Origin of the sequence: Atlantibacter sp. (assembly GCF_032062175.1) — a bacterium.
Lineage (GTDB): Bacteria > Pseudomonadota > Gammaproteobacteria > Enterobacterales > Enterobacteriaceae > Atlantibacter.
In genome coordinates this window covers 1-13404 of sequence record NZ_DAMBQK010000004.1, presented here as the reverse complement: position 1 = coordinate 13404, position 13404 = coordinate 1, and the positions used below count along the sequence as shown (strand labels likewise).

General features: G+C 58.9%; 12 protein-coding genes. 10 read left to right on the top strand and 2 right to left on the bottom strand.

Annotated elements, in window-relative coordinates:
- Nucleotides 1–6 precede the first annotated feature (6 nt).
- From RT120_RS05520 to RT120_RS05510, 3 genes are read left to right on the top strand one after another with little or no spacing between them, the layout of a single operon-like run.
- Nucleotides 7–3858, top strand: coding sequence for a cellulose synthase subunit BcsC-related outer membrane protein (locus RT120_RS05520; RefSeq protein ID WP_312980453.1), 3852 nt, complete (start codon nt 7–9; stop codon nt 3856–3858).
- A 1-nt stretch (nt 3859) separates the two neighbouring features.
- Nucleotides 3860–4327, top strand: a complete 468-nt coding sequence (gene bcsD, locus RT120_RS05515) for a cellulose biosynthesis protein BcsD (RefSeq protein WP_312980450.1) — start codon at nt 3860–3862, stop codon at nt 4325–4327.
- 9 nt (nt 4328–4336) lie between these two features.
- The gene (locus RT120_RS05510) at nt 4337–5332 is read left to right on the top strand and encodes a glycosyl hydrolase family 8 (RefSeq protein WP_312980447.1); all 996 of its coding nucleotides are present in this window, start codon (nt 4337–4339) and stop codon (nt 5330–5332) included.
- Nucleotides 5333–5363: 31 nt separating this feature from the next.
- Here the strand turns inward: RT120_RS05510 and RT120_RS05505 are convergent, their stop codons facing one another.
- Nucleotides 5364–6134: a DeoR/GlpR family DNA-binding transcription regulator gene (locus tag RT120_RS05505; protein ID WP_312980445.1), complete on the bottom strand. Its 771-nt coding sequence runs from the start codon at nt 6132–6134 to the stop codon at nt 5364–5366.
- 111 nt (nt 6135–6245) lie between these two features.
- Between RT120_RS05505 and RT120_RS05500 the strand changes: the two genes are divergently transcribed.
- Together RT120_RS05500 and RT120_RS05495 are read left to right on the top strand one after the other, a co-directional pair.
- Complete coding sequence (locus RT120_RS05500; RefSeq protein WP_312980442.1) at nt 6246–7409, top strand: MFS transporter; 1164 nt, start codon at nt 6246–6248, stop codon at nt 7407–7409.
- A complete protein-coding gene (locus tag RT120_RS05495; RefSeq protein ID WP_312980440.1) occupies nt 7406–7789 on the top strand; it encodes a VOC family protein in 384 nt (127 codons plus the stop codon). The genes RT120_RS05500 and RT120_RS05495 overlap by 4 nt, the downstream gene beginning before the upstream one ends.
- A gap of 6 nt (nt 7790–7795) precedes the next feature.
- Here the strand turns inward: RT120_RS05495 and RT120_RS05490 are convergent, their stop codons facing one another.
- A complete protein-coding gene (locus RT120_RS05490; protein WP_312980439.1) occupies nt 7796–8821 on the bottom strand; it encodes a LacI family DNA-binding transcriptional regulator in 1026 nt (341 codons plus the stop codon).
- A gap of 187 nt (nt 8822–9008) precedes the next feature.
- Here RT120_RS05490 and RT120_RS05485 point away from each other — a divergent pair, with 187 nt between their 5' ends.
- The 5 genes from RT120_RS05485 to RT120_RS05465 are packed head-to-tail and all read left to right on the top strand — an operon-like array spanning nt 9009 to nt 13319.
- Nucleotides 9009–10757, top strand: coding sequence for a class I mannose-6-phosphate isomerase (locus RT120_RS05485; RefSeq protein ID WP_312980438.1), 1749 nt, complete (start codon nt 9009–9011; stop codon nt 10755–10757).
- A gap of 2 nt (nt 10758–10759) precedes the next feature.
- On the top strand, nt 10760–11188 hold the full coding sequence (locus tag RT120_RS05480; protein ID WP_312980436.1) for a PTS fructose transporter subunit IIA: 429 nt from the start codon (nt 10760–10762) through the stop codon (nt 11186–11188).
- A 10-nt stretch (nt 11189–11198) separates the two neighbouring features.
- The gene (locus RT120_RS05475; protein WP_312980433.1) at nt 11199–11693 is read left to right on the top strand and encodes a PTS sugar transporter subunit IIB; all 495 of its coding nucleotides are present in this window, start codon (nt 11199–11201) and stop codon (nt 11691–11693) included.
- A gap of 10 nt (nt 11694–11703) precedes the next feature.
- The gene (locus RT120_RS05470; protein WP_312980432.1) at nt 11704–12501 is read left to right on the top strand and encodes a PTS sugar transporter subunit IIC; all 798 of its coding nucleotides are present in this window, start codon (nt 11704–11706) and stop codon (nt 12499–12501) included.
- Nucleotides 12501–13319, top strand: a complete 819-nt coding sequence (locus RT120_RS05465; RefSeq protein WP_312980430.1) for a PTS system mannose/fructose/sorbose family transporter subunit IID — start codon at nt 12501–12503, stop codon at nt 13317–13319. Before RT120_RS05470 ends, RT120_RS05465 begins: the two co-directional genes overlap by 1 nt.
- Nucleotides 13320–13404 lie beyond the last annotated feature (85 nt).

Sequence of the window (13404 nt, the reverse complement as noted above, 5' to 3'; positions counted from 1 at the left end):
AACAATATGAATCACAATAAAAATACCGCCAGACCATGGACGACGCTCTGCCTGTTCGGCGGGCTGACCGTAGGCGCGATCTCCGCCCAGGCGGCGGACAATAATCCCGCCCTTAAGGCGTTGTTCGATCAGGCCAATTACTGGCATGAAAAATCCCACGACGACCTGGCGAAAGAATCGCTGCGCAAGGTGTTAATGGTGGACGCCAATAACACCCAGGCGATGTACCTGATGGCGCTATGGGCGCAGCAGGCGGGCGACGTGAAAACCGCTGCCCAGTGGCGCGAACGGCTGGCGGCGGTATCGCCGCAGGACCCGAATCTCCAGGCGCTGGATAACGCCAGACAGCTCCAGCAAGTGCCGCGCGGCCAGTTGGATCTGGCGCGCCAGCAGGCCAGAAGCGGCAATATTCCGGCGGCGCTCAACACCTGGAACACGATGTTTAAGGGTGGCGAGCCGCCGCAAAGCCTTGCGCCGGAATACTATCTGACCATGGCCGGGGATAAGTCGCTGTACCCACAAGCGGTCAGCGGCCTGCGCCAGATAACCACCCACTATCCGCAGGATAACGCGGCGCGCATCGCGTTAGGCAAGGTGTTGACCTACCAGGAATCCACGCGCCGGGAAGGGATCGACATTCTGCAAAACATGGCCAGCGGCAGCAAAGACGCTGACGCCGCGTTGCGCCAGGCGCTGCTGTGGCTGGGGCCGCGCGCGGGCGATGAACCGTACTATCAAACCTTTTTGCAGCGCCATCCGCAGGATACCGACGTTCAGAACTATTACCGCACCAACATCGGCGGCGCTGCCAAAGGACAGGGCTTCGAAGCCCTGAACACCGGCAATACCGATGCTGCGCGCGGACAGTTCGAGCAGGTGTTGCAAGCAAATCCAGAAGACGCCGACGCGCTGGCGGGGATGGGCTATGTCGCCCAACGCCGTGGCGATTACGCCGCCGCCGCCCAATACCTGAACCGGGCGGCAAGCCTGGGCGGAGAACAATCCGCTGAACGTAAAAAGCAGGCGGAAGACGCGGCGTTTTACGGCCAGCTCGCCGCCGCCCAGGACGCGCTAAAGCAGGGCAACGTCAACCAGGCATTAAGCCTGAGCGCCCCGCTCGCCCAGCAAAGCGGTGAACAGGGTATCGCGGCGAAGCTGTTCCGCGCCGACGTGCTGCGCCGCAATAAAAATTACGCCGAGGCGGAGCAAGCCCTGCGCGGCGTGCTCGCCGAGCAGGCCGATAACGCCCCGGCCCGAGAAAACCTCTTTTACGTGCTGCGCGAGCAGAATAAAACCGCTGAGGCGCAATCGGTACTGCAAACCCTACCCGCCAGCTTACAGGCCCGTTTGCAGCCGCGCGTCTCCAGCGGCAACCCCACCGATCCGATCCGCCGCCAGGCGCAACAGGCAGTGGCCAGCGGCGATACGCAGCGGGCCATTTTGCTGCTGGAGCAGGGCGTGGCGCGCTATCCTTCCGACCCGTGGCTGCGTCTCGATTTGGCCCGCCAACTGCAAAAACAGGGGCGCAGCGCCGAAGCCACCAACTTAATGGCCCCGGCGTTCCGGCCCGGTGCCAGCCATACCCAGCTTTACTCCGCCGCGCTGTTTGCCAGCGAAAACAACGGCTGGCAGCAGGCGCAAACCCTGCTGTCGCGTATTCCTGCCGCCAGCCAGAATAGCGATATGCGCGAACTGGCCCAGCGGGTGAACTACAACCTGCAAATGACCACTGCCGAGCGGTATCTGGCGCAGGGCGATACGGTTGCCGCCGCCAATACCTTAAAAGCGCTGGCCTCCCGTCCGCCGCAAAGCCCCGCCGATGCGGGCAAACTGGCGCGGATGTTGGCGGAAACCGGTGATGTGGGCGGCGCGGTAACCGTGGTGCGCGACAACATGCGACGCGGCGTACAGGGCAACGCCGGTGACTATGCCGATCAAATTACGGTGCTGAACCAGGCCGGTTTAGGCAGCGAAGCGCAGTCCTGGCTGGCAAACCCGGAGTTACAGGCGCGCAGTACGCCGACACAGCTGGCGAATATTCAGCAGGGCTATGTGATCAACGAAGCCGACCGGCTGCGGGTACAGGGCAACTATGCGGCGGCGTATGACAAGCTGATCCGCGCCATGCAAAGCGATCCGCAAAATACCGATCTGATGTTCGCTATGGGGCGGCTGTATCAGTCCGGAAAGATGAACAAAGAAGCGGGCGTGGTGTACGACTACCTGATGACCCGCGACACGCCGCAGCAGGATGCCCGGGTCGGGGCCATTGACGTGGCGCTGGCGGAAGGCAATACCGACCGCGCGCGCCAGCTGGCAGCAGGGCTGCGCAGCAACGACACGCCGGACCGGCTGCTGCTTCAGGCGCGCGTCGCCGAAGCGCAAGGCAACCACCAGCAGGCGATGAGCTACCTGCGCTCCGCGCGCGGCAAGCTGTTAGGCTTGCAGGGCGCGGGCGGGGAAACCTCACCGATGCTCGGCGGCCTGGCGCTGGCGGATAACCCGTTTATCACCACCGCCAGCCGCGGCGAAGCGACCTCCCCGTCGGTCTATGGACAGGCGATGCCGTGGCAGGTGGCGCAACTGGCGCGTAATCCGCAAACCGCGCCACCCGCTGCCGTGCGTAGCGATCTCCCCGTAGAGAGCGTTCAGGCGGGCACGCTGCGCCAGGTAGACAATATGATCGAGCAGCTCACCGAGAAAACCGCCACCTGGACGCGGGGTTCGGTGGCCGTGCGCGGGCGCGATGGCGAAAGTGGGCTTAGCAAACTCACCGAAATCAAATCACCGCTCCAGTGGTCGACGGTGCCGTTTGGCGATTCGCGTTTTGATATTAACGTCACGCCCATTAGCCTGAACGCCGGAAGTTCATCCGACCAGGCCAGCACCCGCTTCGGCACCGGTGCATTGATCCAGGGCGAAGTGGCCCAGGGCATTTACAACGCCTCTACCACCACGCCGCCGACCCGGCCTAATCTCGACACCCTTGACGTACCGTCCCAGGGTTCGCAAAAAGCCTCCGGGGTGGAGGTGGGCATGGCGCTCACTGGCGATCAGTACAAAATCGACGTCGGTTCGACGCCGCTCGGCCAGGATTTGAATACCGTGGTGGGCGGGATCCAGTGGTCGCCGCAGTTGACCGATTATCTGAAGCTGATCCTCACCGGCGAGCGCCGCGCCGTGGTGGACAGCCTGCTCTCGTATGTCGGCGTGGAAGATAAATACAGCGGTAAGAAATGGGGCCAGGTCACCAAAAACGGCGGCAGCGCCCAGTTGAGCTATGACAACGGTGACGCTGGTTTTTACGCGGGGTTCGGCCTGTATAACTATTTGGGCGAAAACGTGCCGAGCAATAGCAACGTCACCGGGTCTGCCGGGGTCTATCTGCGGCCTTTACGCGCCGATGACCGCGAGCTGAAAACCGGTATCAGCATGACCTATATGGATTTCTCGAAAAACCTGAGCTACTTCAGCTACGGCCAGGGGGGTTATTTCAGCCCGCAGGATTATGTCAGCGTCTCTTTCCCCGTCGATTATTCTCAAACTTTCGACAACTGGAAAATGTCGGTGGGCGCGTCGCTGGGTTATCAATCCTACACTCAGGATAAGAGCGCTTACTTCCCTGGCGACAAACGCTTGCAGTCGCAGTTGGAAGATTACGTCGCCAACGGGTTCGCCAAAGAGGCGTACTACAGCGGCAACAGCGAAAATGGCCTGGGCTATAACCTGCGTGCCGCCGCCGATTATAAGATCAATAAGGACATGACCATCGGCGGACAGGTGGGTTACGACACCTTCGGCGACTACAACGAAAGCTCCGCGCAGCTTTACTTCCGTTATCTGCTGGGAAATAACTAATATGAATGACGCACAACTTTTGCACTATTTCCAGAATCAACAAACCCAGTCAGGATGGTTTGCCCTGCTCCACATCATGGTGGAAAACATGGTGGCGAACGTAGGCGAAACGCAGAGTCACGCCTTTCTGACGCAGATGGGCGACGATGTTGGCAAGGGATTTCCGCTGCCGCTATCAAATACGGTAGGTGAACTGGAAGTCGCGATAAATAAGCAACTTGCGGATTTCAACTGGGGGTATATTGATATCGAAGCCAGCGAAACCGCCCTGCTTATTCGACACAGGGCGCTACCCACTCCCCCCGATCACGCCAAACAAGCGGCATGGAGCAGCGCGATGAGCGCGGTTCTGGAGGGTTTGTATGCGCGCTGGTTGCAGTCTCAGGGGGGGAAACCCACGGTGTCGTTATGGCGCGAAGCCGCGCCGTCGGCCACTGAGGTCATATTCAGATATCAAAATAGCCGATGAGGTGAATGAATGTTGCAGCGATGCAAAACGCTGTTTGTCGCCATGATGGTGTTGCTTACCAGCCAGTGCGCGCTGGCCGGTAGCGCGTGGGATAGCTATAAAGCGCGGTTTTTAATGCCCGACGGGCGCATTATCGATACCGGCAATAACAGCGTCAGCCACACCGAAGGCCAGGGTTTTGCCATGATGATGGCGGTGATGAACGATGACCGTGCCAGCTTCGACAAAATTTGGGGATGGACCAATAAAACGTTAAAGAACCCGGATAACGGTCTGTTTTACTGGCGCTATAACCCGGTGGAAGCCCAGCCCATCACCGATAAAAACAACGCCACCGATGGCGACACGTTTATTGCCTGGGCGCTGTTAAAAGCGGGCGAGAAATGGGGCGATAATACTTATCTCAGCGCCTCGGACACTATCGCCAAAGCGATTGTCGCTTACAACGTGATCAGCTACGCGGGTTACAAAGTGATGCTGCCCGGCGCGAAGGGGTTCAATCTTAACAGCAATATCAATCTGAACCCGTCTTACTTCGTGTTCCCGGCCTGGCGCGATTTAGGCAACCGCAGCCATTTGATGGTCTGGAAAGAGTTAATCAATGACGGCCAGAAACTGCTGGGAAAAATGCGTTTTGGCAACGGACAGCTTCCGGCGGACTGGGTGTCGCTGTATGCCGACGGGCGAATGATGCCCGCCAAACAGTGGCCTGCGCGTTTTAGCTATGACGCCATCCGCGTTCCGCTGTATATCAAATGGTATGCGCCGCAAAGCCCATTGCTGGATCCGTACAAGGCCTTTTGGGGCCAGTATTCCCGCAGCCAGACGCCTGCCTGGGTAAACGTGACTACCAACGATCCCGCCCCGTATAGTATGGACGGCGGCATTCTGGCGGTACGCGATTTCACATTGGGGCAGTTGCCGAAGGGCGAACCGCAAATCACCGCCCAGGAAGATTACTACTCCGCCAGCCTGAAAATGCTGGTCAGCCTGGCGGCTCGCTGAAAGACACGCTGCGCGAATAAGCGCAGCGCTGTTATACCGTGAGGAGGGTGATCTCCTCGGCCTCAAACGCGCTGCGCGTCTCACGGCTCAGCGTCTCTTCAATCACCAGCACGTCGATTTCACTGCATCTCGCGACGGTAAACCGAGCGATACCGGGAATTTTATTCGCCGTCATCGCTACGATGGTTTGATTACTTTGGCGGATTGCCGCTTTCTTGAACTCGCAGTCGGCAAAGTCAAAGCCGGTCAACCCCGACTCCGGGCTCATGGCGCATCCGCCAATAAACGCCTGGTCGAAAATAATATTTCTGATCTGATCCAGCGCGGTGCTGCCCACGCAGCCGCCAATATTTTTCTGGATCTGCCCGCCCAGCATAATCACCTCAATCAGCGGGTGCTTTAACAGCACGGCGGCGATATCCGGCGCATTGGTGACCACGGTGATCGGTAAATCCTCCGGGAAGGCCGACGCCATCGCCAGATTCGTGGTGCCGGTATCAATAAAGATGCAGGTGCCGTTTTTCACCAGTTGCGCACAGCGCTTTGCCAAAAGTCCCTTTTCTGCGTGATTGTGCTCTTTTCGATGGGTAAAACTTGCCTCGTCCTGCAATTGCAGCACTGCGCCGCCATAGACTTTTTTGCAGATCCCCTCTTTGCTGAGTTCATGCAGATCGCGGCGAATTGTGTGTTCAGACACCGCTAACTGCAAGGCAAGATCGCTACAGATCACCCGGCCATTCTCTTGCAGGATCTGGCGGATCAGCGCTTGTCGCTGCTGCGGAAAAGCTGCATAATCGAGCATATAAATCCTTAAATCATCACAAACGAGCTATAGTGAGCATACTCCTGCACCCAGGCGCGGCTGTCAACGTCGCCATGCCTGCTCCGGTATAAAATTTTGAAGAGGATCCCCATGTCCCAACACCGTTCCGGCGTTTCATCCACCTTTGCGACTCGCCTTGTTTTCTTTATTGCCGGATTCGTCACGGCGGCCTGGGCGGTGATCGTGCCGTTCGCCCGCAGTCATACCGGCGTCAACGAGGCGACCCTGGGCACGCTGCTGCTGTGCCTCGGCGTGGGCGCGCTGATTGCGATGCCGGTAACCGGGTTGCTGACCAGTAAATTCGGCTGCCGCCGCGTGATCCTCTGTGCCGTCGGGTTTATCGTGCTGACCACCCCGCTGCTGTCGATCGTGTCCGATCCTCTGTTACTCGCAGGCGTTCTGTTGCTTTTTGGCGTCGGCGTCGGCGTGACCGACTGCGCCATGAACATTCAGGCTATCCTGGTGGAAAAAGCGTCGCCGGTGCCGCTGATGTCCGGGTTCCACGGGATGTACAGCGTCGGCGGGATTGCCGGTGCGGGCTTTTTGACGCTGCTGCTAACGCTGGGGATGACGATTTTTACTGGCACTCTGCTGGTCACTCTGGCGGTAATTGTGATGACCATGATGAGCCGTTCCGGGTTGCTCAACTATGCGAATCCCGCCGAAGGCCCGGCGTTTGCCATTCCCCGGGGCGCAGTGCTGCTGCTGGGGATCGTCTGTTTTGCCGTGTTCCTTACCGAAGGGACAGTACTGGACTGGAGCGCCGTCTATTTGACCGACGCGCGCAATATCCCGGAAACTCTCGGCGGGCTGGGCTATACCTGTTTCGCCATCGCCATGACCCTGTTCAGATTAACCGGTGACCGCATCATCGCCCGGCTGGGGCGCCTCCCCGTCGTGTTGGGTGGGTCGATTGTCGCGGCAATCGGTCTGGCGCTGGTGACGTATATTCCTTCATGGGAATTATCGCTCACAGGCTATGTGCTGGTGGGCGCGGGCTGCGCCAATATTGTTCCGGTGATGTTTTCAGCCGTAGGCCGCCAGACCGTGATGCCCCAGACAGCGGCGGTGCCGGCCATCACCACCCTGGGCTATCTGGGTGTGCTCAGCGGGCCTGCGTTTATCGGCTACGTGGCGCATTACAGCTCCCTCTCTTTCGCCTTCTCGCTGATCATGGTGCTAATGCTGATGGTCGGCGCGCTATCCCTTACCCTTAACCTCGGTTATAAAACCGTGACGGCGGAGAACGCATGAAAATTGCACATATCGCGCTCTGGACGCGCGACCTGGCGGCGCAGCAGGCATTCTGGCGTGAGATGTTCGGCGGCGTCAGCAATACGCTGTACGTCAGTAAAAACAGGCCGGGATTCCAGTCGTATTTTATCAGCCTGCCCGAAGGCCCGACGATTGAGTTAATGACCCTACCCGAACTGGGTGACGGGCATAACGGGCAGGAGTTGACGGGCTGGGCGCATATTGCCGTCAACGTTGGCGCGAAACAGGACGTGGACGCCCTGGCGGATCGCGCCGACCAGACCGGCATTCTGGTCAGCCCGCCTCGCACCACCGGCGATGGGTTTTACGAGGCGGTGATCCGCGATCCCGATGGCAACCTGATTGAACTGGTGGCCTGATCGGTTTTATTCCGCCCCGCTGGCCTGATGGAATCCACAAGATCCCCGGATCACCAGCGCGGGCGGCAAAATAATCCGCTTGGGCGGTTCATCATTGCCCTGAATACGGCTGTACAACAGCTCTCCCGCTTTACGGCCTATCTCCTTCGCCGCCACGGACACGGTAGTCAATGCCGGTTGCACCAGGGCTGCCTCGGTGATGTCGTCAAACCCCACCAGCGCAAAATCCTTGCCGGGCGTACGGCCCATTTTGCGCAGCGCCTGCATTACGCCGAGCGCCACAATATCCTGATAGCAGACAGCGGCGGTGATATCCGGATACCGGGTAAACAGCGCTTCCGCCACACGCGCACCATCGCTCTGGCTGGCCTGGGAGGTGACAATCCACTCCGGCTTTGGCGACAGGCCATGCTCGATAAGTTTGCTGGTGAAACCGCCGATACGCTGGGCGCGAGTACCAGAATTTTGGCTGCCGCCGATAAACGCAATGTTCCTGTGGCCCAGCTTTAACAGATGCGCGGTCGCCAGTTGGGTGCCGAAAAAGTTATCGGTGCCGACGTAATCAAAATCTGCATCCCCGAAGGTGCGCACCGTGAGGATCACCGGAATATTGCGCCGCTTCAGGCCATCAAAAAAAGCCTGCGGCGTGTCGCGCGCGGCGCACAACACCATGCCGCAGGCATTGTTGCGCATCAGCGAGTCGACAAACCGCTGCTGGCGCTCGCCGGATTCTTCGCTGTTGGCAAGAAACAGCAGCAGATCGTGGCGCTCCATTTCATGGCTCAGCCCGGCGGTCATCTCGCTATAAAACGGGTTGGTGATGTCGTGCAGCAGCAGCCCGACCTGATTGCTGCTGCGGTTGCGTAAATTCGCCGCCGTCTGGTTGTAGACATAGCCGGATTCATCCAGCGCTTTTAGCACCCGCTCGCGGGTAGCCTGTGATATCCGTCCCCGGTTGCGCAGCACCATAGAAACGGTCGCGGTGGAAACGCCCGCACGTTCGGCGACCTGCGCCAGCGTCACTGTCGTCATGGTTCCTCCCTTTTTTCCAGACAGATTAATCGAATAACCTGTTTTTTGCACATTATCCTGTGAGGCGTTTCACAAGACCGCCTGTAACTGGCGCTTTATTGCCATAAATGGCGGGTTAATCGCGTTAACCACTCTTCCCTGAAGCGGTTAATCGATTAATCTTTTAGCAAGGATTAAGGGAGAGCATATGAAACAGACAGCCTATGATAAATACCCGGAAATCACGGTTTCGGGCTTTGACAACCAGGCCTGGCAAGGATGGGATGACGTCGCTGCCGCGCTAAATGCGAAACGTCCCGCCCAGGGTAAAACGGTGCTGGTGATTGACTGTTACCCCGGCGTCAGGCTTGCGGAGCTGGAAACTCAGCTCCTGGCCCGGCTTACGCCGCAGTTTACGTTCAACGTGGAAACCGCCCGGCTGGATGAACAGCATTTGCATGAACTGCTGGCCCGCAATCTCACTGACGATCGGGTGTTTGGCGTGCTCTCCTGTCATCAGTTACCTGAATTCTTCTCCCCGCAGCGCCTGGCGCAACTGCGCCACGAGGTTGATCGCGTTGAGCAAGGCCTGGTGGTGATTTACGGCCCCGGCGCGGCGCTGGTGCATCCGGGCGATGTGCTGGTGTATGCCGATCTGGCGCGCTGGGAAATCCAGCAGCGGATGCGCAGCGGCGAACTCGGCAACTGGGGCGTTGATAACCAGCACGAAGACATGCTGCGCCGCTATAAACGTGCCTTCTTCATCGAATGGCGGGTGTTCGATCGCCATAAAACGCCGCTGCTGAAGCGGGCAGATTTTGTGCTGGATACCACCCGGCAGGATCACCCAACGATGGTGAGCGGCGATGGGCTGCGCGCCGGCCTTGTACAGGCAACGCGCCAGCCGTTTCGCGTGGTGCCTTTCTTTGACCCTGGCGTATGGGGCGGCCAGTGGATGAAACAGCGATTCGATCTCGATCCCTCTGCGGCGAATTACGCATGGTGTTTTGACTGTGTGCCCGAGGAAAACAGCCTGTTCTTGCGTTTCGGCGCGGTGCGGATCGAGATCCCCTCTCAGGATTTAGTGTTATTACAGCCGCGTCAGCTGCTGGGTGAAAAAGTCCATGCCCGTTTTGGGGCGGAATTCCCGATTCGCTTCGATTTTCTCGATACCATGGACGGCCAGAATCTCAGTTTCCAGGTGCATCCGCTCACAGAATACATCCAGCAGCAGTTCGGCATGCACTACACCCAGGATGAAAGCTATTACATCCTCGACGCGGAGCCGGGCGCAGTGGTGTATCTGGGAACGCAAACCGGGACGCAGCCGCAGGCGATGCTGGACGATCTCCATGCCGCCCAGCGCGGTGAAAAGCCGTTTGATGACCAGCGCTTCGTGAACCAAATCCCGGCACGCAAGCACGATCACTTCCTGATCCCCGCCGGGACCGTGCACTGTTCCGGTAAGGGCACCATGGTGCTGGAGATCAGCGCCACGCCGTACATTTTCACTTTCAAACTGTGGGACTGGGGCCGCCTGGGCCTGGACGGCCTGCCGCGCCCGGTGCATCTGGAGCATGGCGCTCAGGTGATCGACTGGCAGCGCGATACCCGCTGGGTGGAAAAACATCTGGTGAACCGGATCGAGCCGGTCGCCCGGGGCGAAGGCTGGCGTGAAGAGCGTACCGGCCTGCACGAACGGGAATTTATTGAAACCCGTCGCCACTGGTTTAGCGCGCCGGTTACCCATCTCACCCATGGCGGCGTTAACGTTCTCAATCTTGTCGAAGGCGCGCAGGCTCTGGTCGACAGCCCAACCGGCGCATTCGAACCTTACGTGGTGAATTACGCCGAGACCTTTATCGTTCCCGCCGCCGTGGGGGAATACCGTATTTCGCCCTGGGGTGAAAGCGTCGGGCAAACCCTGGCGACGGTGAAAGCCTGGGTAAGGGGGTAATCATGATTCATTTTATTGTCGCCAGCCACGGTCCGCTTGCCGAGGCGCTGCTGGAAAGCAGCCGCATGGTGTATGGCGAACTGCCGCACGTATCGACGGTTACGCTGAATGAACAGCGTGGCATTGACGGGTTTAAACAGGACTTCGCGGCGGTGATGAACGCTGCCCGCGAAGGTGCCGACGGCGTGCTGGTGTTGTGCGATATGCAAAGCGGCACGCCGTGGAACGTCGCCTGTGTGTACGCCTTTTCCCCCGACTGCGTGCCGCCGGTTGCCGTGGTCGCCGGCGTGAATTTCCCGATGCTGCTGCTCAGCGACGAGGTTTCCGGGGGGACCGACGTTCACGCCGCCGCCGCGCTTTTACTGGAGATGACGCAGCCGACGCTGATTAAGGCCGCCCCCGTTTCTTCATCCACTTCTGACGATTTTTAAGGAGCCCGCTATGAGTCTCTCATTTGTACGTATTGATGACCGCGTCATTCATGGGCAGCTCGTGACACGCTGGGCCAAAGAGCTGCCCTGTGACGGCATCATCGCCATTGATGATGCCGTCGCGGCCGATCCCCTGCTCTCCTCGGTGATGAAGGGCGCGGTGCAGGACACCAAAGTGTGGTTATTCGATACCGCCACCGCCATCGAAAAATTGCCAAAGGTGATTGCCAGCGAAAAGCGTTATTTCGTGATCGGCAAATCACCCGTAACGCTCCAGCGTATTGAAATGGCAGGCATCAGCCTGAAAAACGCCAACGGCAAGATCAATGTCGGCCCCATGAGCGCCCGCGCCAGTACCACCACTATCGGCCCCAACCAGTCGGTGAATGCTGAAGAAACCGCCGCCTTCGACTGGCTTGTTGCCCACGGTCACGCCATTGAGTTTCGGCTGGTTCCCGATGCCAGTTGCTATAGCTGGCAGGACGCCCGGCAAAAAATAAAATGAGGAGCGCATTATGATTATTGAAGCCACATTGATTGGCATTCTGTGTTATCTCGGGGCGCTAAGCAGCCCCTGGCTGTTTGGCCTGACGGGCGGCTGGTATTTGATCACCCGTCCGCTGGTTTCCGGGATGCTGGTCGGCCTGATCCTCAGCGATGTGACCACCGGAATTATTATCGGCGTGGCGGTACAGGCGGTATATATCGCGATGGTGACGCCGGGCGGCTCCATGCCTGCCGACCTCAACTTCGTCGCTTTTCCGGCCATTGCGCTGGGCATTCTCTCTGGCAAAGGGCCGGAGGTCGCCGTGGCGCTGGCCGCCACGATTGGTATCGCCGGGACCATTTTGTTTAACGCCATGATGGTGCTGAACTCGTTCTGGAACCACCGCGCCGATGTGGCGCTGGAGCGTGGCGACGAGCGCGGCATTTATCTCAACAGCGCTATCTTCCCACAGGCCACCAACTTCCTGCTGCGCTTTGTACCGACCTTTATCGCGGTCTACTTTGGCGCGCAGTACATCAGCGAATTTATGGACAGCCTGCCCCGCATGGTGCTGTCGATCATGAACGTGCTGGGTGGCATTTTACCGGCGGTGGGTATCGCGATCCTGCTTAAGCAAATCATCAAAAATTACAGCATGTTGATCTATTTTCTGGTCGGTTTCGTCTGCATCGTGTTCCTGAAGCTGAACATGGTCGCCCTGGTGATCGTGGGCGCGCTGCTGGCGCTGATCCATTACAACTACAAGCCGGAAGCCCTGCCTACGGTGAAAGCCGCGTCGCCTGCCGATGATGAGGATGAATTCTGATGGAAGAACGTAAACTGACCCGTAAAGATCTGCGCCGCTGCTGGCGCGCGTGGATGATGCACAATCTCTCTTCCATGAGCTTTGAACGGCTGGAGTCCTTTGGTTTTTGCCTCAGCATGTTGCCGGTCGCCCGCAAGCTTTACCCGGACGCGGCGGCGCGTACCGAGATGCTGCGCCGTCACGCGTCGTTCTATAACACCGAACCGCAGATTGGCGCGATTGTTAACGGCATGGCGCTGGGCCTGGAAGAGAAAAAAGCCAACGGCGAACCTATCGACGGCGAAACCATTAACACCCTGAAAGTCGGCCTGATGGGGCCGCTGGCCGGGATTGGCGATTCAATGATCCCCGGCATGCTGATCCCGATTTTGCTCAGTATCGGCATGGCGCTGGCGGCGGGCGGCAGTATGCTCGGCCCGCTGTTTTATGCCGTGGCGTGGCTGGCGATTATTATCCCCGGCTCGTGGTTTCTGTTTCTCAAAGGCTACCAGATGGGCTCCGGCTCGGTGGAAATGCTGGTCAGTAGCCGCTCGACACGCCTGCGTGAAGCCCTGTCGCTGCTCGGCGTGTTTGTCATGGGCGGCGTAGCGGCAAGCTATGTGAAGTTGGGCACCGGACTGGAGTTCGTGACTAACGACGGGGTTAATATCCACGTTCAGCAAATGCTCGATGGGATCTTCCCACAACTGTTACCGCTGATTGTGGTGCTGGGCACCTGGTATCTGATGGCGAAGCGCGGGGTATCGCCCGTTAAGGCCATGCTGCTGTTGCTGATCCTCGCCGCAATAGGCGTGGCGACCGGGTTGTTTGCCGGGTAAAACGATCACTCAAGCTAACCGGGGCCACGCCCTAATGCTTGTCAGTTAAGCTTTGAAGGTGGCCGCAGCGCGTAGCGCTGTGGCC